This is a genomic window from Mesorhizobium sp. M0410, from assembly GCF_040321435.1.
Lineage (GTDB): Bacteria > Pseudomonadota > Alphaproteobacteria > Rhizobiales > Rhizobiaceae > Mesorhizobium.
Genome location: NZ_JAMYRN010000017.1, coordinates 1 through 17,701, shown reverse-complemented (window position 1 = coordinate 17,701; position 17,701 = coordinate 1). Strand labels below are relative to the sequence as shown.

General features: G+C 61.7%; 17 protein-coding genes. 1 reads left to right on the top strand and 16 read right to left on the bottom strand.

Going from position 1 to position 17,701, the window contains the following annotated elements:
* Positions 1-72: 72 nt before the first annotated feature.
* The 6 genes from NKI63_RS22745 to NKI63_RS22720 all read right to left on the bottom strand — a co-directional run bounded on the left by NKI63_RS22745 (position 73) and on the right by NKI63_RS22720 (position 6,588).
* Positions 73-2,529: a phage tail protein gene (locus tag NKI63_RS22745; protein WP_352754535.1), complete on the bottom strand. Its 2,457-nt coding sequence runs from the start codon at positions 2,527-2,529 to the stop codon at positions 73-75.
* Positions 2,526-3,128 carry a phage connector family protein gene (locus NKI63_RS22740; RefSeq protein ID WP_352687431.1) on the bottom strand — a complete coding sequence of 201 codons (603 nt, stop codon included), beginning with the start codon at positions 3,126-3,128 and terminating at the stop codon, positions 2,526-2,528. Before NKI63_RS22740 ends, NKI63_RS22745 begins: the two co-directional genes overlap by 4 nt.
* A gap of 287 nt (positions 3,129-3,415) precedes the next feature.
* Positions 3,416-3,667 carry a hypothetical protein gene (locus NKI63_RS22735; RefSeq protein ID WP_352687429.1) on the bottom strand — a complete coding sequence of 84 codons (252 nt, stop codon included), beginning with the start codon at positions 3,665-3,667 and terminating at the stop codon, positions 3,416-3,418.
* Positions 3,668-3,874: 207 nt separating this feature from the next.
* A complete protein-coding gene (locus NKI63_RS22730; protein ID WP_352687427.1) occupies positions 3,875-4,864 on the bottom strand; it encodes a Coat protein in 990 nt (329 codons plus the stop codon).
* Positions 4,865-4,888: 24 nt separating this feature from the next.
* On the bottom strand, positions 4,889-5,797 hold the full coding sequence (locus NKI63_RS22725; RefSeq protein ID WP_352687425.1) for a hypothetical protein: 909 nt from the start codon (positions 5,795-5,797) through the stop codon (positions 4,889-4,891).
* Between the two features lie 218 nt (positions 5,798-6,015).
* The gene (locus NKI63_RS22720; RefSeq protein ID WP_352705229.1) at positions 6,016-6,588 is read right to left on the bottom strand and encodes a hypothetical protein; all 573 of its coding nucleotides are present in this window, start codon (positions 6,586-6,588) and stop codon (positions 6,016-6,018) included.
* Positions 6,589-6,838: 250 nt separating this feature from the next.
* On the opposite strand from NKI63_RS22720, the gene NKI63_RS22715 reads away from it, so the two are divergent.
* Positions 6,839-7,153 carry a YMGG-like glycine zipper-containing protein gene (locus tag NKI63_RS22715; protein ID WP_352687421.1) on the top strand — a complete coding sequence of 105 codons (315 nt, stop codon included), beginning with the start codon at positions 6,839-6,841 and terminating at the stop codon, positions 7,151-7,153.
* Between the two features lie 170 nt (positions 7,154-7,323).
* Here NKI63_RS22715 and NKI63_RS22710 read toward each other — a convergent pair whose 3' ends face one another.
* From NKI63_RS22710 to NKI63_RS22665, 10 genes are all read right to left on the bottom strand, one after another.
* The gene (locus NKI63_RS22710; protein ID WP_352691822.1) at positions 7,324-7,581 is read right to left on the bottom strand and encodes a hypothetical protein; all 258 of its coding nucleotides are present in this window, start codon (positions 7,579-7,581) and stop codon (positions 7,324-7,326) included.
* Positions 7,582-7,589: 8 nt separating this feature from the next.
* Entirely contained in the window at positions 7,590-7,889 is a 300-nt protein-coding gene (locus NKI63_RS22705; RefSeq protein ID WP_164759187.1) for a DUF7716 domain-containing protein, read from the bottom strand.
* A 174-nt stretch (positions 7,890-8,063) separates the two neighbouring features.
* Positions 8,064-8,252: a hypothetical protein gene (locus tag NKI63_RS22700; protein ID WP_352475512.1), complete on the bottom strand. Its 189-nt coding sequence runs from the start codon at positions 8,250-8,252 to the stop codon at positions 8,064-8,066.
* A gap of 795 nt (positions 8,253-9,047) precedes the next feature.
* Positions 9,048-9,476, bottom strand: coding sequence for a hypothetical protein (locus NKI63_RS22695; RefSeq protein WP_352823356.1), 429 nt, complete (start codon positions 9,474-9,476; stop codon positions 9,048-9,050).
* Positions 9,476-11,965 carry a hypothetical protein gene (locus tag NKI63_RS22690; RefSeq protein WP_352823353.1) on the bottom strand — a complete coding sequence of 830 codons (2,490 nt, stop codon included), beginning with the start codon at positions 11,963-11,965 and terminating at the stop codon, positions 9,476-9,478. Before NKI63_RS22690 ends, NKI63_RS22695 begins: the two co-directional genes overlap by 1 nt.
* Positions 11,966-12,236: 271 nt before the next feature.
* Positions 12,237-12,557, bottom strand: coding sequence for a Bbp19 family protein (locus NKI63_RS22685; RefSeq protein WP_352691827.1), 321 nt, complete (start codon positions 12,555-12,557; stop codon positions 12,237-12,239).
* A complete protein-coding gene (locus NKI63_RS22680; protein WP_352823350.1) occupies positions 12,554-14,305 on the bottom strand; it encodes a portal protein in 1,752 nt (583 codons plus the stop codon). The genes NKI63_RS22685 and NKI63_RS22680 overlap by 4 nt, the downstream gene beginning before the upstream one ends.
* A gap of 181 nt (positions 14,306-14,486) precedes the next feature.
* Entirely contained in the window at positions 14,487-15,650 is a 1,164-nt protein-coding gene (locus NKI63_RS22675) for an acyltransferase family protein (protein ID WP_352691831.1), read from the bottom strand.
* 465 nt (positions 15,651-16,115) lie between these two features.
* Positions 16,116-16,709 carry a hypothetical protein gene (locus NKI63_RS22670; RefSeq protein ID WP_352752343.1) on the bottom strand — a complete coding sequence of 198 codons (594 nt, stop codon included), beginning with the start codon at positions 16,707-16,709 and terminating at the stop codon, positions 16,116-16,118.
* Entirely contained in the window at positions 16,706-17,461 is a 756-nt protein-coding gene (locus NKI63_RS22665; protein WP_352823347.1) for a phage terminase large subunit family protein, read from the bottom strand. Before NKI63_RS22665 ends, NKI63_RS22670 begins: the two co-directional genes overlap by 4 nt.
* Between the last annotated feature and the right edge of the window lie 240 nt (positions 17,462-17,701).

The following is a 17,701-nucleotide window of genomic DNA, read 5'->3' as shown; positions in this document are numbered from 1 at the left end:
GAGGCCGCGTCAGGACGTGCCGACCCCCTCTGTCGTCTTCGGCGACATCTCCCCCTCGAGGGGGGAGATTAACTAAGGCTCGGCGTCGAACACCGGCGTCATGGCCCTGATCGTGCAGGGCGTTGGATTGAGGTGGCGGATCTTCACCCGCCCCTGCCCTTCCCAGCTGTCGTCGATCGGCACCTCGACATTGCCGGTGAACAATTTCGCCATGCCATCGGGAGCAATCACGGACGGGATGCGAACCTGCTCCCAGCGGCCGCGGATGAACGACTGGACCTGAAGCCCGGTTGTGTCGGTCTCCAGCAGCGAAAGAATGAGCTTGGCCACCTTCTTGCGCCGGCCGACGATCGATCCGTCGCGGCCGCCGACATCGAGCTCCAGCGTGTTGGCTTCGGACTGGTAGCCGAGCCCGACCTGCCATTTGGCTGCCGTAGCTCCACCGGGCAGCGAAACCGCGCCAGCGGCCACAGCAAGGCCCATGTAGACCTTGCCATCGGCCAGGACGTCGACTGTTTCGCCGTTGAGATGATCAAGCCCTGAGACCGTGCCCACAGCGACGCCATCATAGGTGAGGCCGCAGTCGACTTCGAATGCATCGCCGATCCTGCCATACTCGAACGGCGCGGTCTTTATTTCGATATAGCGCCTGGTCACGCCGCCGATCGTGCGCTTGACGATCAGCCAGAGATCGTCGTTGCCGTCCTGGCCGGGCGTCACCACGGCGCTTTCGACAACGGCCCAGTTCGATCCTGCGAAGCTTCCGGCGATCTTGTGGACATGCATGCCGCGAACGTCTTGCGACGGCTGGTGCGTGTAGCCGCCGAGTTCGCCATTTCCGAGCGGGAACCACAGCAGTGGGTCGGGGTCGGTCTGGAAGGCGAGTTCAACGACGCCTTTCTTCGGAATGTGCTCGGAAATCTGCCCGACATCATCCGAGGTGAAGCGGCCGGTGGCGTTTTGCGTCAGCTCGGCAATCGATTTGCGGGAGCGGGTCACATAGAGGAACGACTGCCCGGCATCGACGGGACGCAGCGGGGCACAACCGAAAGTCCGGGACCGGCGGTTCTTGAACGAGGACGGCGTCAGCGCCTCGTCGATGCCGGAGCCCGACAGCGCCCTCACCCCGCCAAGCGTTCCGATGATCAGCGCACCGTCCGATTCCGCCACCCACGTAATGTCATTGGCCTGGCCGCCACCTGCCTGCACGAATTCCAGCGCGTCGGTGTCTTTCTCACCGGTGGCGAAGTTATCGAAATCGCCGGTTTGCGAGGCATAGACCGAGAATTTTCGGCTGAACGCCAGGCGCTCCTCGTAAAGCGAACCGCTCTGGACGTACTTGCCGGGCACGAACGTGCCGAGACGCCAGCGGATGATCGGGCTGAGATCGGGCAGAGCGTGCCCGTATAACTGGACCGTGACTACCGTCGTGCTGGGCCGGCCAACGACCTTGGCCCAGCGCCAGAAGCCATCCGCGCCAAGCAGACGAATGGCGCGACCGATATCGCTGGTCTGGAAGCCGATGCCGTCATTGATGCCGACGATCGAGGATGCCGAAAGATCGAACGGCGTTTGCGACGGCGCGTATTCGTGCAGGGCCAGTTCGGCGATAGCGGTTCCGTCGCTGCCGCCACCTGAAAACAGCAGCTGATAATATTCGTAGGCAACCGTGTTGTTGAAGCCGTCGAAGAAGCGGGTTTCCGACTTGGACCAGCCGGTCTCTCCGTCCCGGCTGTCGAGCGTCGTCCAGTCGGTGCCGTTGTGCGAGGCCTGGAATTGCCACTGGGTCGGCGATGCAGTGTCTGAGTGATCATTCGTGGCGGTAATCCAGTAGGCGTCGACCGTCTTGGTCCCGCCGCCGCCGAACTGGTAGCGCAGATACCCGCTCGGAAAGCCCGCTATATTCTCTCCCTTCTGCTTGTCGCCATCGAACACCTGCCACACGTCGGATGAGCCGTTGCTGTTGCTGACCGTGCCGCTTGGCAGCGTATTCGAGGCCATGACCGGCATGGCGTTGCCGGTTGCGGCCGGTGTCAACGTCGTGGCGGTGGTGTTGATCTTGTCGTATGGGCCGTCGAGAAAGACGAAATCGGCGAGCGTCCAGGTCGTGTGCGCGGTGCGCGTCAGCACTTTGACCGGATGATCCTTGTGGGTGATCCACATCTGGTCTGCCGACTGGACGAATTGCAGGTCGAACAGATCGGCCTCGAGATAAGGCGAAACGACTTCGACCGTGCCGACACGCGCACCATAGGCATAGACGCGGATGTAGAGATCGCCGAATTCGAGCGCATAGGCCTGGTCGGCCGAGAAGATGAACGGGATCAGCCGTGTCGCCTTTGACGGAGCCTTCACCTCAGCGCAAAAATACGTGCCGCCGCGCTTCCTGATGCCGCCATGCGGCAGCGTGACGAAATTGGTGCATTTCGACAGCGCCGCCCGGTAAAGCTCGAGCGAGGCGCGAGCATGCAAGCGGGGAGAAATCTCACCGCGGATGAAAGCGTCCTGGACCGGATAGAGCGTGGTCATCGGCCGACGAACCTGTTGTCGCCGCGCTGGAGAGCCCAGGAGGATCTGCAAAATCTGCCCCCGCGCTGGATGGCATTGGCCGAGTAGGCGGCATCCAGCGCCCTCTCATAGGCGCTGCGGGCGACGTCGATCATGCCGGCCTTGTGGGTCAAGGGATGCGCGATCTTGACGGCGAGCGCCGCCACCATCACTTCGCTGAACAGCGCATCCCAGTCGTTCGGGTCGGTCAGGTTGGCGACATAGCGGATGATGCGCGGGCCGGCCTGATCGGAATAGATCAGCCCGGCCTCCTGCCGCCATGAGAGCGGAACGCCGTCCGGCTCGCCATTCCCCGTCAGCGGCAAGGGCCGCAGGCAATCGGCGGGAAGCTCATAGGCAAAGTTCAGCGTGCCAGCACCGCTGCCGGTGTCGAAGCCGGCGACCGAGGCTGCCAGGATGGCGAAGACAAAGGCATGTTTGGTCAATTCGGCCTCGCGGGTCAGGTCGAAATGCAGATTGAGCAGGCGCGCCGCCTTGGCGTCCTGGTCGAGGCTGTCGATCGGCGCCTCGTCGAGCACGGCGAGCGCCATGTTGGCGATGTCGAGCGGGGTGATGGCCATGGCTCAGGCCTCCGGCTGTGTGATTGGTCGGGGAAAACGGGACATGGTGCCTCCACGGCAAAAAGGCCGCTTCGAGGCGGCTGGGGATTTCTTGTGATTTGTGGCTTGGGCAGATGTTGCACGTCTCGTGCATGAGGCCGTCACGCCACCAACCGCCCATCAGGAAATGGCGTGGCAGACGCTTCGTCAGTCGTCTTTTCCCATCGAGCAAGGAAGACGGCAATGCTTGGGCTATTGCAGTTTCACGACACCGCCGCGCAACGCGGCGATGTCTTGCCTTGATTGTGTCAGCCGACGCGTGCGCTGGTCGCGATCCACTGCCCTGTTTCGGCTGACTTGACAAAGGCGCCTGATTTCACCCTTCCGGCACCTCCTGCCATGGCCAAGCCCTTGTCCAGGGCATTCTGAAGACTTGGTGTGTAGTAGGCGGTGTTTTCCAGACCGCTGAAGAAGTTTATGCGATGAACGTTCCCCTTCTTGCTCATGACAATGCCCGCTTTTCGGAGCACTTCCTGAACTGTCTTGTACTTCATGTTCATAGTTACCTCCCTTGCCGAGACAGGCAGCATCGCCCTTTCTTGTAACTGTTTGGTGCCGTCGATTGACCAGAGGGCAACATGAATGTTGTAGCGAACCCCAAATTCACATCACTCTGACGCAGCGCGGCGGGTGAACTTGGGATTCGCCACAGTGGCCGACCTGGCGTCCCGAAGGGGCGAGACGTCGGACGCCCGCCCCTTCGCCGATCAGGACTCGGTCGTCTTCAGCGCGATGAACGTCATGTGCTTGACGCTCGAGGCCGTGCGGTCCCAGTTTGCCGCCAGTGCCAACTCGACATCGGTGGCGAATTCGCCGGCCGAGGACGCGTCGAGAAAGCGGGTGCCCGGCACATGCGGCACGAAATGCCGGCGGCCGACCATTTCAGTGACGCCGCCGCCATGGCCCTGCCGCGGCTTGCGGTCGAACTCGAGCGGCCCGCCTTCGGTGTTTACCGGCAGCTCGTTCCACAGAATCGCCTTATCCTTGAACATGAACGCGGTGTAGACGCCGCCGGCAACCGGAATGTCGTCATCGACGACGGCCCTCAGCCCCATGTAATAGGGGATCAGCGGCCCGCCCTGCTCGGACGACGGCACATAGTCGATGAGGTCGGCGAGTTTCAGCGCCTTCATCTGTTTCGAATGCATCCAGATCGTCTTGAACTTGTCGGCGCGGTCGCCCATCAGATAGGCGGCCTCGATGATGTCGGTGTCGACGATGGAGGCGCCGGTGACGCGCACCAGGTCGCCGGCGTCATTGGCGATGTTGTCGGCCAGCACGCCTTTCAGGATGCCGAGCAGCGTCAGCTTGTTGGCGCGCTGCCAGTAGTCGGTCTGGCGACGCACGATGAGCTTCTGCGGATCGTCACCGGCAAGGATCGAGGTCAGGTCCGGGATGCCCCAGGCCTGCGCACGCACATTGCGGGCCGCGACTTCGCGGCGCGCGCCGATCTTCTTCATCTCGATCGAGTCGGCCGGGTCGTCATTGACCGGCTCGGAGGGATCGTTGCCGAGGTCCTTCCAGCCGGGCATGTCGACCGAACGACCGCCCAGGCTGAGCTTCGAGGCGATCGACGGGTCGGAAAACAGGATCCCGGCCTGGTAAATCTCCAGCGACTGGACGTGCTCCTCGAACGAGTATTGCGCGTAGACGGACGGAACGATCGCGTCCGCGATACGGGTGTAGGCGTCTGCCATTTTTGTCTTCCTTCAGGTTTGGGGTCAAAGAGGGTTGTTGGGCATCCACAGGTCGGGGTTTTCGCCGGCCTCGCGTGCCAGCCGCCGGGCGCGGGCGGGGTCGCTTTTGACCAGGGCCGAGATGCCAGTCAGGTTGCGCTCGCCGGCGGCATTGCGCTTGAAGGGGTTGCCTCCGCTCAAGGCAGCATTGCCGTCGATCGTGTCTTCGCGGAACATCGCCTCGCCGATAGCGTGGAACGCCTTGGCGATCTGCGGGTCGGTCAAGGCGCCGTCCGGCAGAAGGATGCCCTTCGCCTTGTAGGCATTGACCAGGCCGAGCTTCTTCATCGCCCGGTTGGCGACCTCGAGCTTCTGGCGAAAGCCATCGCTCCCGGTCGGTCCCCAATCCCGCACGAGGTCGTCGTGCGTAGTCTCGACCGAGCGGGCAACGGCGATTTGCTGTGCCTTGGCCTGCTCGGCCATGTAGCCGACGAAGCGGTCGTGATAGGCCTGTGCAACCTTCGGGGTAGCACCTGCCTCGACCGCCCAGGCCTTGGACGCATTGGCGAGCTCGTCCGAATAGGCGAAGTTTTCGGGGAGCCCGTCGGGGCGCCGGTACTCGACCTTGTCGGGCGAGGTCAGCGGACGCATCGCCTCGGGCAGCCGGGCATGGAACCTGTTCCAGTCTTCCGCGGCTGCATCGGCTGCCGGAACGCGCAGGCTCTCACCCTGCTGCCGCTCCAGCTCCGCATAGGAGGCGAAAACCCGATCGAGGCTTTCAGGCTTGGTCCAGCCCTTGGTTTCAGCGAGCTTGCGGTTGCCTTCGGAAAGACCGTCAAACCAGCTTGCGGCCTTAGGCGGGGCGGACCCGTTGTCCCCGTTGGCCGGTGGCCGTGCAAGGTTGCCCGCCGGTGGCGCCGCCACCACGGACCCGGCGTCTGCCAGATCTGTCATGAGAAGATTCCTTTTGCTGAGAGTTTGAAGGCCGGTGATGAGAGCACTGGCGGTGAAACTTGGTATCTCCCCCCTCGAGGGGGAGATGGCCGGCAGGCCAGAGGGGGTAGCCGCGCGTGGAGCGCCGACCTCATCTGTCGCCGGGGGTCGCGCCCGGTCGAACCGACCCCCTCTGTCGCCTTCGGCGACATCTCCCCCTCGAGGGGGGAGATTAGCGCCTACGCATTGTCGCCCCAGTTCTCCCAGAGCAGCGTGATCGTGCCGGTAACGGCAATCGTGCCGTCGGCATCGATGTCGGTGCCGGTGGCAAACGCCAGATTGAGATAGAGGTCGACCGGCGTCACGGTGCCGTCGAGCGTCAAGGCTGCGGCAACATCGGCAATCGACGCGCTCGACGGCGCGGCACCGGCGCCATCCAGCGTGCGGCCGGTCGCGCCCAGCACATTGACCATGGTTCCGGCAAGCACAGCGCTCGACCCTGCCGCCGAGCCGAGCGACCAGGTCAGCGCGGCATTGTCGTTGATGGTCGACGCGCGGGTAGTCAGCACCGCAAACTGCAGCCGGGCCGTACCGCCCTTGATACGGATCTTGCCATCGATGAAATCGAACAGCTTCTGGCTGGCAAAGGCCTGCGCATCGGTGACCGGCACCGGCATGGCATTGAATGAAAAGACCGTGCGGTAGGTGCCGCCCTGTCCGCTCGTCCTGGCGGAAAGTCCGGCCCTGGGCGGGGCAAGGCCGGCTTCTCTGGCGGCGGCACGCGAAAGCGTCCGGGCAAGACCTCGGGTCATTTGGTTTCTCCATTTTTGGGATTTGAGGAAGAGTTAGCCGCTGCGTAGAAAAAGCAGATCGGGCACATGGGCCGTCAAAGATTAGTCTCGTTTGGGCATCGTCTTGCCGAGCCGTCGTCTCCGGCCGTCAGACAAAAACAACCATGTCTTATTTCGTGAGGCACGGTGCCTATGTTCCGCCGCAAATGCGACCCTACTTGGCAAAATCAGCCTGCGTATTAGTTCATAGACTTCAAGGGAGTATCAGACGATGACCGTATCCAGAGCCATTGCCGCCATGTTCGTAACCGCCGCGCTGGCAGGCTGCGCGCAGACCGAAGCACAGCAGAGAACCAGCACCGGTGCGCTGCTCGGCGCCGGCGCCGGTGCGCTCGCCGGCCAGGCCATAGGCGGCAACACCAAAAGCACGGTTATCGGTGCAGCCAGCGGCGCCCTGCTCGGTGCGGTCGTCGGCAACGCCACCACCCCGCAACCGCGCGGCGAACAGCTCTGCCGCTATCAGGATCGCTACGGCCGCATCTACACCGCGCCCTGCGACGACCGTTATTATAACGGTAATTATTGAGCGTAACGAAGCGCCGGCGGCAGCCGATCTCCCCCCTCGTGGGGGAGATGTCCGGCAGGACAGCGGGGCGCCGTAGGCGCCAGCCATAACAGCAATTCCAATCAATGCAGAACATTCAATCCACGAAATTTTCGTCCACGAACATCTCGGCAAATTTCTGGGGTGGAGGGTTACGCCATTGACGCGAGCGATTTCGAGATTCCTTGCCACATATCCCGGATTGCTGCCGGCATCCCCTGCGGTATGTGGATAGCCTGGGCAATTGCGTCATGCCATTGTCCCTCGCCGCCATAGATAGATTGCAGTTTGGGGGCCATCCTTTTCAAGCCATCCTCCGACTCTTGAGAAAGTTCTCCGATCGCCCAGAGCACATAAACATCGAGCAGCCTAAGCAGCGGCTGTCCGTCATAACGTGGGTTAGTCAACATTTAACCTTTCACGCATCATAGGTGGCATAATAAATAACCCGTTCGCAGATGGCAGAAATGCTTGGCTTTTCTTTCTGCGATGCAACCAAAGCCTCGGTAATCTCGATCGCAAGGTTGATTTCGAGAAAGTATGCCAGGCCCTCTTTAGCTGCCTCGGGTGGTACCAACACCCCATCCTGCTGAGGCAGAACCATCGCGTCTGAATCCTCTGTCCAAGGCTCCGCCGCGTAGATTGTGGGCTCCGCTGCGTAGACCGGGTCCTCCTCGTCAAATTCCGACAACCGCCCAACGATATCCAGCAACTTCATTTTTTTCCCCATAGGGAAAATCCTCCTCGGCCATTCGGATGCAGTGCTTTCTGGAAGATACTCCCTCGATCATGTTGAGATCTAGGGACGAGTTGCATTACACCGGGTTCGTAAACTTGCACAATGATCGGCCGAAAGCGTCATGGCCTCCGCAAGGTCAGTGCTCCCCGCACCCTACCCATCCGCCGGTGCCGCTTTCTCCGGCGCCGCCTTAAGCAGAATCCCGATAGCTCGATTCCAGTAGCGCACCGCCTCAAAATGCCCTTGTCTGGTCAACCAGATCTTATTCTCCAAACTGACTGGATCGCCGATCTCAAACAGCTCCATGCCCTTGGGGCGCAAATATCTATTTTGGTCGGGCATTTTCAGTCCACCAACCGAGCAAATAGATCGGCGAGGTCACGCGCTATCGTCTCAGCGGATTGCCGATTCATACCTATGAATGGGATGCGTACGATTGGCATGGCCGCATCTTCAGTGTCGAAGCCATAGCCTTCACCTCCTCCGTCAGATGCGAATAAGAAGATGCCTGGCGCATATTTTTCAACCTCATATCCGCGGTTGAAGTCAGCCAGTTCTTCGGCTTTAAAAAAATAGTATAGTTATTGCCGATGAAACCTTCGCCTCCATTATGCTCTTTGAGGAAATCATGTAATCCTTGGCAGCACGACTCCCAACCGTGCGGACAGGCCGTCGACGACTGCGGATTCAGCCGGTGCGTCGAATGTCCCTCAGTTAAATATGTCCCATTGCTATCGTCCCAGGTCGCTCAGCAACTGGTTCCACCACGGCATACCCCTGTTGTCGGTGAACTGCCGCCAAACTTCACTGGATTGATTTCATGCACATCCACTACGGCGCGAACTATGGCAACAATAGCACTACCGACCGTCGTAGGGCTCAATCGTCGCTGACGGAATACCAAAGCGGTCGAGTAGATTCAGCACACGCTCTATATGACCACACGCAGATCGCCAGCAATGATAACATCGCCGAACCATCCTTCCATCTGGTAGGTGAGTTTGCTCACAACAGGGGGTGAACGCTTGTGTCCATGATGGTGCCACGGCCTATTCCGCCGGCGACATTGGGCTTTATGTAAAAATAGTCCACCATTCACCTAATGAGGATCAAAAAAATGAAAGCCCAACCTCATTGCTACTTACCATCGTAAGGCTCGATGACAGCAAACGGTATTCCCAATGATTCCAGCAAATCAAGAATGCGTTTCGAGATGACGAGGCGATAGTCCGCTGCGATCCCGAAATCGTCCCGGCCGGCCTTGCCATTCACTTTAAGCCAGACGAAGGGTGGAAGTTCCTGCCCAGGTTGATCCTCATGAAACTCTTCGGATGTTGTCACTTCGGCGTCGGCGAACGTCGCGCCTGAAAAACCCATCTTTTGCAGTGCGCGCTGGGTGTCTTCGGCGACGAGGTAACACGGGAACGTCGTAACGATCACATCGCCAAACCAGCCCTCTATAACGTAGTGAAGCTTGGTCACGATTGGCGGATGGACACTCGAGTCAAGAACGGTGTTTTCACCAAGTCCACCAGCGACGTTCGGCCATATGTAAAAATATTGCATCACTCACCTATTGGAGGATTGAACAGATGTCCGTATTGTTTGTCGATATAAGTCACGTAGTCCAGCACCTGCTGACGCGTTGGCTGGGGGTGCGACGCATAAAATTTATCCCATTCGAATCGGAAAACGATCTTGTGCAAAAGGTTATCTAATCCTTTTGGTATGCCGCGAAGATTTTGAAGAGAGTGCATCTCATCTTCAGCAACAAGGCTTGGATATCTGGTCCATATCTGTTGCTCTGCAGCGTGATGGACGACAACCTCTCCCTTTAGATTCGGGTTCGCATCAAGAAATGTTTTGCGGTAATTTTTTGAAAGAGCTTTGCCAAACGATGCTCCCGGATGCCTAATCTTAGAGGGGTCTCTGGCGATCGACTTTATTATCGCAAGAAGCTCAGCCTTGTCAGGCTTGACGCCGGTGCTCAAGAGGTAAGCGGCCTCTTTTGCTGCATTTATTGCACGAGACTGAACCTCGGTCGTCTGGCGAACCGCCGCTCCCTCAACGGCGAGTTCTGATGTGGCCCGCGACCCACCGGCCGTAAGCTCCTCTAACGGCTTGGCAAACTTGCCCGTCCCGGCGCGGACAATGGCCAGTCCTTTTGCAACGGCTTGGCCGAGTGACTCGAACGCCAGGCTGCCCTCTGCAGCTAATCCGGAGGCAGAAGTGACCGGCAGTTGACTGAGCGCGTCCAAAGGATCGTCGCGCAGATCCTGAAGAAACAGCCCAATGTCGTGCGGGGCTCGGCCTAGGCCTTCAAAACCTTCGGTGAGGTAGTTGCCGAAGTCCTCCGCGGCGAGTTCCAGTTTCGATTGAGGCTTCCTGCGGTTTGAAGGAGCAGGCGGTTGATTCTGCTTCCCGGCGATCACAGGTGCAACAACGGGCCTAGCCGGTTGGCTTTCGACCGATTGAGGAAGCCCGGCTTGGACGAGCTGTTGGGATAAGGCTGCTCGGACCTCTGGATCGGACGCCCCACCAACGAGGCTGTACAGGATGGTGTGCTTGTCCGCCTGTGGCACGCTCCCGTCTTTGAATGTCGTGGCGATGTTCTTGAGAACAGACCATGGGAAAGGTTGATAGTTCTCGATGCCCAGTTGCTTTTGTGCTGCAACTGAAGCGGCGATTGCTCGGACATAAGTTCCTCGGTCGTAGGTGTCCGGCCCTCCTTCACGATTCCATGACTCGCTGTCGGGAGTGGTGATCTCGCTCCAGGCTGCGTCGACGCTCGGAAAGACCTTGCGAACGTATGCGGCAGGGTCCGTCCGTCTGGCGTCCAGCGTCTGAAGCGCGGCGGCGGCCGTGACGTGATACCGCGCCTGCTCCCCTTGGGAACCTGCAGGACCAGGTTCGGCATCGCGTAGCGCCGCATGGATTGCTTGGTTCGGCATGGTGCGCATGCCGAAGGCCTGACGACCAACATCAATCTTTCTGGCAAAATCCCCGTACTGCTTGCCGCCCTCCTCGACGCCATAGACAGCGATGAAGGCGTCCCGACCAGGCATCTTGCCGGAATAGGCGCCAGTCTGTGCGATGGCGCCCGGCGCGTTCTGCTCGGCGAGACCAATGTTGGTGCGAAACTCAACCTGCTGAGCAATGTTGGCCGCCTGCGCCTGTCGGATCAGCGCTGCCTGTTCCTGTTGCGGAAGGTCGTCCCTGAACGCCTGCGCCAACCTTTCATCCGGGGTCTGCATGCCGACGCGGTCACCCTTCGCTGCCGCCGCATTGGGCGCACCAAAGGCGCTGGAGCCGCCAACGACTTCGGTGGTGTCGTCCTTAGTTCGGTTTCCAGCCTGCGCGGCACCCAGCATCTCTGCAGCACGTTTCGGGTCCTGGGCGATCATCGCCTGGATCAGCGCCTTGGCCGTATTGCTGCGCCAGGCGACTTCCGCCGCTTGTCGGGCAAGCGGGTTGCGGAATTTGGCGATTAGGTCAAAGCCGTTCTGCCGGATCGCGTCGAAGTTCTCGGTGTCCTTGGGGTTGCTTTGCGCGATGGCACTGGTTGAGATGTTGTCGACCTTGGTCCACTCGGCCTGCTCATATTCGTCGCGCCGCTGAAGCTGCCTCGCAGCCATCCGTAGTGAGCCGGCCTCGCGCAATGCCTCCTTCTGCCTGGCGAAATTGGCGCGCTGGCTTTCGGGCATTTTCGGCAGGGCATCGGCGAACAGCGTGTCGAAAAGGCCGGTCTTGATCATCCGGCCGGTGCGCGGATCGACCTGGCCATACATCGCGTCATGCAGGCCGGCACCATCGGCCGGCGCGTTTGCCGCCACCTCGTCTTCCGCCTGCCCGATCTGGCCGTTGAACCGACGGCGCGCGAGGTCGGCGTCGAACGCCTCCTCCTGCTGCTTCTGCTGCTGGTAGCGTTCGGCGACGGCAGAGAGCTCGTCGCCAAAACCCTGCATCGCCCTGCCGACCGGCGATCCTTCGGGATAGGAGAGCACATTGCCGGCATCGAGCCGGCGCTGGGCAAGCTGGAGAGGTATGGTCGCCATCTATTTGTGTCCTGCCATGAGCGCGCCGGGGATCGTGGCGCGGCGCTGCCGCGCGCCGGCCCCGTGCCGCCGCCTTCGTCGGGTCATGAATTTTGGAGAGGTCGCCAATGAGAGTGTCGCCGGCACTGAAGATGCTGGCGGTCTGCGCCGTCGGCTAAATGCCTCGGCAAAATATTGTCATTCCCTTAAGAGTTGGCCGGGCTCGCGGACTCCCGCGAACGATCGGTCGGAGCAGGCCATGACTGTGGCAAGGCCGGCGCTCCTAAAGTCCCTACCCCTCCAGCCTCGCCGCCTTCTCCAGCGCCACCAGCTGCGCTTCGTCCAGCGTCAGGAAACCCATAATGTGCTGCACCACTTCGGCCCGCGCGTTGCTGAGCGCGCTGTGCAGCTCGAAGCCGATCGGCGTCTTGGTCTTGGCCAGCCATTCACCGTAGGACGGGCGGCGGTAATAGCCGGTCGCAGCCGTCAGGTCGGCCAGCACCATCTCGCCGTCCTGGCCTGAGAACACCCTGAGATAGGCTCTGGCCAGCGCATCCCGCGCCTTGGCCGGGCCGCCGGCCTGGCTGGAATGGGCGAAGCGTTTTTGGCTCATGCCCCGCCACCCTGTACGTCGCCACGCTGCACGTCACCGCCCTGCGGCATCCGCCCGCCGAGCCCATCGAGCAGGCCGCTGTCGCGCGCCTGCACGGCCGCCGGCACGGCATCCCTGGCCAGCTTGCCGGCGGTGGCGACCGCCGCCATGCCGGCCTGCGCCTGCTGCGCCTTGGCTCTGGCATCGCGGATGCCCGCCACTTCGTCCTGGCGGCGGAAGATGCGCTGTGGGCTGCGGCCGGCGCCCTGCACGATCTTCAGCGCCTCGTCGCCGTCGATATTGTCCATCACGCCGGGGTCGAACTGCGCCATCTGCATGGCGGTGGTGACAACCTGGATGGTGTCGCGTGCCTCGGCCGAGCGGCGCAGCACGTCGAGCGGGCCGGTGAAGGTCGGCCGCAACGCCTTGCCAGCAAGGCTCGCCGGCGGCAGGAAGCGGCTGTCTTCCTCGTAAAGTCCCTTGTCTTCCAGAATACCCAGCTCGCGGTCGAGATTTGAGGCAAAGCCGGCCTGGATAATCGAGCCGGAGGGGCCGAGCAGCGCGCCCTTTTCCTCTTGCCGGATCAAGGCCTCGGTCGCCGTCATCTGCGGGTTCTGTACCAGCGTCTGGAACAGATTGACGAACATCATGTCGCGGATCTCCTCGGCCCGGCTGTCGGCGTAATTGAAGGCATAGGTCGGGTTCTGGCCGGTGGCGATCGGCGCGATCAGCGGCCGGCCGGCATCGTCGATCAGGCCCGGGTAATTCTCGCCGGGATTGAGCACCGGCACATAATCGAGCCTGGCTTTCGAGGCGGTCGCCGGATCGGTGATCTGCTGAAGCGCGCGCAGGCCGGAGCGCCGCACGGCGTTCTCTTCGCGCACCGTCGTCAGTGCCTCGATGGTTGGCGAGATGCCGTAGGGATCGCCCTCATAGCGGCGCCAGTTGAAGCACGATACCGGGAAGGAGCGAAAACCGCTCTCCCTGACGATCGCCTCTTCGTCCTCGATCACATGATAGGACGCGAACGCCGTGTCGAGATACTGGTAGGAGCCGCTCAGGCTGTACATCTTGCGCTCGTCGCGCGGCTGGATGCACTGGATCAGCGAGATTTTTGTCTCGCATTTGGCGGGGTCGTCGACCAGAACCTTGATCCGCGCCGGCAGTCTGTCGTAGCCGAGCAATTGCGCCGCCTGTCTTGCGGTGCGCTCGTAGCGGCGGTGGAAGATATCGACCTGGCCCCAACGGTTGCGCGAGAGATAGCCTTCGACCACGGGGATCGAGGCATAGCGGATCAGCGTGCTGCCAAAACCCTCCTCGGCGTAGAGATAGGCCGGGCCGTAGCGCACGACATTGCGCAGGCAGGCCTGCGTTGCCGGCACGAAGTTCGAGTTGGCGGAGTAGCGCAGCGAGAACAGGAAATCGCGCAGCGCTTCCGCCCATTCCTTCTCCTCGTCGGTCTCATCGTCGTTGATGGCCGCGGTCGACAGACCGTGCCATTTCTCGGATTGTGGAATGATCAGGCTTTCCAGTCCGGCGGCCAGCCGGTTGGCGGCCGAGTTGATGGTATTGGCGTAGACACGCGAACCGCGCCGCTCGTGCCGCTCGGCCTGCGAGTCCGCGCCGGCCTGCCGGCGGCCGCTCCACATGTCGGGCGCATCGGGATCGCAGAATTCGGACACCGCCTCCCAGACATGCTCGTACTGGCTGCGTTCGCTCTCCAGTTCTGCCTGTCGCGACAGAATATCGCGAGCACGGGAATCGCTCATGGTCAGCCTCGCTTGATGGAATTGATTGAAAAAAGAAAACGGCGGGACGCCGAAGCCGCCGATCTCCCCCCTCGTGGGGGAGATGTCCGGCAGGACAGAGGGGGTCGTCTCGCTTGGATCGGCGACCCCCTCTGTCGCCTTCGGCGACATCTCCCCCTCAAGCGGGGAGATTGGAAGCGCCTTATTCCGCCGGCGTCGTCTCCAGCGCGGCTTTGCGCCCAAAACGCTGGACCACGAAGCGTCCCATCTTCTGGCCGGGCACTTCGATCAGCGTATAGGTGATCCAGGACAGCAGGCACACCACCGGCAAGACGACGACAGTGACGATCGCGAAGCGCAGCGGCGCCGACAATTCGTGGCCGAACTGGGTGATGACCAGAGCCGCGACCGGCTGGAGAACAAGCAGATGGATCAAATAGATACTGAAGGAAAGCTCACCCATCAGATGAAAGAACCGGTTGGCGAGCGTCATGGCGATCTTTCTGGCGACGGTGCCCGCCATTCCCGGCAGCATCCGGTAGAGAACCAGCGCAAAGAAACCCACAACGAGCGCTTCCCGCATCAAAAGCTTGCTCAGCCCATAGCCGCCGCCGAACGGCAGCGCGGCCAGCAGCATAGCCAATGTCAGATGCACGAAAGGCCGCTTTTGCCTTTGATGGACGATGCCCGCCAGCAGCATCCCGCAGAGGAAAATCTGCATCTTCAGCGGCAGGAACGACGGCATCGGAAAATGCACCGACAATTGTCCCATCAAGAACACGATCGCGCTGCCGGTCGCCGCGACCAGAATGGCGCTCCATACCCAGTCAAGCCTGCGGACCAACAGCATAATCGCCGGGAACACTGCATAGAATTGCATCTCCAAGCCAAGGCTCCAGTCGGGCAGCGGCGTGCGATAGGCGAAATTCGGCACCAGGCCAAACAGGAACAGCAGATGGGCGCCGATGTTTTTCAAGCCGCTGTCGAGATAACGTTCGGGCGCCTGCGGCGACCGCAGCAGGAACTCGTCGATGACCATCCTGGACTGGTAGAGATAGGGGCCAAGCGCCAGGGCGGCGAACAGCATGACGTAGAACAGCGGCGCAATCCGGAAATAGCGGCGGGTCCAGAACTTCAGCCAAGTTTCCGGCCTTTGCCAGGGCTCCTTGTCCTGGCGCAGCTGGTAGTGGAACACCATCAGGAAGCCCGACAGCATGATGAAGAGGTCGACGCCGAGATCGGGCTCGCCGAGAATAGGAATATTCCAGCCGGTCAACAGCAGGCAGTGTCCGATGAGCACCCAGATCGCGGCGAGCGCCCGAAGCCCGTCCAGGCACTCGATGCGCGATGACCGGGCTTCTGTCATGCCGGACTCCTCGATAGCCATGTTGCATTGCAGCATGGCTGCTGAGGAAGGAATGTCAACCGTGCCGAAGGAACACGAATTGCGCTCGGCTGTTACGGAAAACGCGGAAGCTGCGATCTCCCCCCTCGTGGGGGAGATGGCCGGCAGGCCAGAGAGGGGCGCGAAGGAACGCCAAGCTCAGTTTCGTCCCCACCGGAATGAGCTGATGGCGGCAATGCAAATTGATCACCAAGGCCGGTGGGGTAGCGCCCCCTCTGCCTGCCGGGCATCTCCCCCACGAGTGGGGAGATCGGCAGCTTCACCGCTTCTTCACCAACCTTGCGTGCCGGCGCCAGTACCACCAAGCCAGCACCCGGTTGCGGAACACTCGTCTCATGGCGCCCATGTCAAACCCCCAGCAGCACGCGGCGCTGGCCGGTCAGATCGCCGGGCGACAAATCGGTCTTCACGGTTCCTGCAGTGCCATCATTGGCCGCAAGCTGAGCCCGTAACGCGGCTTCGCGCGCCTGCACGTCCTTGTCGGCAATGGTCGGTGTCGGCGGCAACGGCTTCAGCGCCGGCGGCTTTTGAAAAAGGCACATGGTTTTCTCCGAAATCAGAGCTTCTTGTCCAGTCGTAGAGCAGAAAGTCCTCGCCGTTCCGGCCATAGCCCGGCAGGCGGCAGCGTTGCGTCGCGCCCAGCCTTGCAAGCCAGCGCAGCGCCAAACCGTTGGCGGCCAAGGCGCGGGCCTCGACCCGCCAGGCGCCGCGCGCGGCAACCTCCGGCCCGAGCACCGCGTGAAAGAACTCCGTAATAGCAGGCACGCAGCGCCTCATCCGGCGCGTGCCCCAGCTCCAGGCGATCCAAAGTCCGCTCCGCTGTTCGGCAGCGCCGAACCCGGCCTCCGGATTGCCGTCGAGCTCGACGACATAAGCAAAGCCCTGCAGCGCCGTCAGCGCCAGCAGCGCCGGCGACCAGTTGTCCAATTGGCAGTCGATTTCGGCCCGATCCTCGGGGCGCAGATTGGCGGCGATGTAGGAGAGGTCGCGCAACGTGGCGGGAATGATGCGGAGGGTCACCTGAACAACCCCAGCGGATCGGCCTGCCCGGCCTTCCGCCGCGCCGCCTTGAATACCGCCGGATCGACCACCGCCTCCCGCAGCATCATCACGCCATAACGGGTCGCGGCCATCAGATCGTCGCGCAGCTTCACCACCTGGCCGTCCCTGCGGTGATAGAGCCGGAACTCCTCGAACCAGGGCAGAAGCGTCGAGAACACCTTGAAGCGGCCGCTCTGCATGCGGTCCAGCATGTCCATCAGTCCGGCCTCGACCGAGACCGACCCGTCGGCGAACTGCGCATGGCTGGCGAGCATGTTCAGCCCATGTGCCGAATATTGCCTGGCAAGTGCGGTGCCGGCACCTTCCAGCGTCTCGCGGCGGCCGTCGCGCGGCCAGGCCCAGGGCAGCCATTCGCCCCACGGTTTCAGCGTCAGCGCCTGCATGGCGGGAGTCTGCTGCGAGGCACGGCAGGCCTTCGTGACATAGACGACATCGGCTTCCGTATCCCAGGTAAGCTCGACCGCGGCCGAGGGATGGTCCCAACCGAAATCGAGTGCGCCGAGCCGCGGCCAATAGCGCGGCAGCCGGAACGGCTCGCAGGCGATCAGCTCCTCGGCCACCGGAAAGATGCGGCCGGAGCCGAGCACCGGAATGCCCTTGGCCCGCGCCTCGCGCTCATGCGCCGGATAGGCGGCAATGATCTCGGCGCGCTGCTGCGGCGTGTAGTGCTCGGCGTCGTCGATGGTCATGAAGGTGACGTGACGGGTCATTGTTTTCACCCTCGCGGCATTGAATCATGGTGGCAGGTGGGACGTATGCTGCTGTTCGGTAAGATGTTTTCATGATGGTGGGACAGCGCCCCCCTCTGTCCTGCCGGACATCTCCCCCTCAAGGGGGTGTTTGGACCGGGGACATCGCGAACAGGTGTGCGAGGACATCGCGAACAGTTTGGCGCGCTTTGCGCTGGGGGGTTCGGGATGCCATTCGAGGACACGAGCGCGATGAAACAG

What these genes read in the sequence shown, in the direction of transcription:
- NKI63_RS22745 (WP_352754535.1), bottom strand. Translation starts at nt 2,529, where the DNA reads ATGACCACGCTCTATCCGGTCCAGGACGCTTTCATCCGCGGTGAGATT.
- NKI63_RS22740 (WP_352687431.1), bottom strand. Translation starts at nt 3,128, where the DNA reads ATGGCCATCACCCCGCTCGACATCGCCAACATGGCGCTCGCCGTGCTC.
- NKI63_RS22735 (WP_352687429.1), bottom strand. Translation starts at nt 3,667, where the DNA reads ATGAACATGAAGTACAAGACAGTTCAGGAAGTGCTCCGAAAAGCGGGC.
- NKI63_RS22730 (WP_352687427.1), bottom strand. Translation starts at nt 4,864, where the DNA reads ATGGCAGACGCCTACACCCGTATCGCGGACGCGATCGTTCCGTCCGTC.
- NKI63_RS22725 (WP_352687425.1), bottom strand. Translation starts at nt 5,797, where the DNA reads ATGACAGATCTGGCAGACGCCGGGTCCGTGGTGGCGGCGCCACCGGCG.
- NKI63_RS22720 (WP_352705229.1), bottom strand. Translation starts at nt 6,588, where the DNA reads ATGACCCGAGGTCTTGCCCGGACGCTTTCGCGTGCCGCCGCCAGAGAA.
- NKI63_RS22715 (WP_352687421.1), top strand. Translation starts at nt 6,839, where the DNA reads ATGACCGTATCCAGAGCCATTGCCGCCATGTTCGTAACCGCCGCGCTG.
- NKI63_RS22710 (WP_352691822.1), bottom strand. Translation starts at nt 7,581, where the DNA reads ATGTTGACTAACCCACGTTATGACGGACAGCCGCTGCTTAGGCTGCTC.
- NKI63_RS22705 (WP_164759187.1), bottom strand. Translation starts at nt 7,889, where the DNA reads ATGAAGTTGCTGGATATCGTTGGGCGGTTGTCGGAATTTGACGAGGAG.
- NKI63_RS22700 (WP_352475512.1), bottom strand. Translation starts at nt 8,252, where the DNA reads ATGCCCGACCAAAATAGATATTTGCGCCCCAAGGGCATGGAGCTGTTT.
- NKI63_RS22695 (WP_352823356.1), bottom strand. Translation starts at nt 9,476, where the DNA reads ATGCAATATTTTTACATATGGCCGAACGTCGCTGGTGGACTTGGTGAA.
- NKI63_RS22690 (WP_352823353.1), bottom strand. Translation starts at nt 11,965, where the DNA reads ATGGCGACCATACCTCTCCAGCTTGCCCAGCGCCGGCTCGATGCCGGC.
- NKI63_RS22685 (WP_352691827.1), bottom strand. Translation starts at nt 12,557, where the DNA reads ATGAGCCAAAAACGCTTCGCCCATTCCAGCCAGGCCGGCGGCCCGGCC.
- NKI63_RS22680 (WP_352823350.1), bottom strand. Translation starts at nt 14,305, where the DNA reads ATGAGCGATTCCCGTGCTCGCGATATTCTGTCGCGACAGGCAGAACTG.
- NKI63_RS22675 (WP_352691831.1), bottom strand. Translation starts at nt 15,650, where the DNA reads ATGACAGAAGCCCGGTCATCGCGCATCGAGTGCCTGGACGGGCTTCGG.
- NKI63_RS22665 (WP_352823347.1), bottom strand. Translation starts at nt 17,461, where the DNA reads ATGACCCGTCACGTCACCTTCATGACCATCGACGACGCCGAGCACTAC.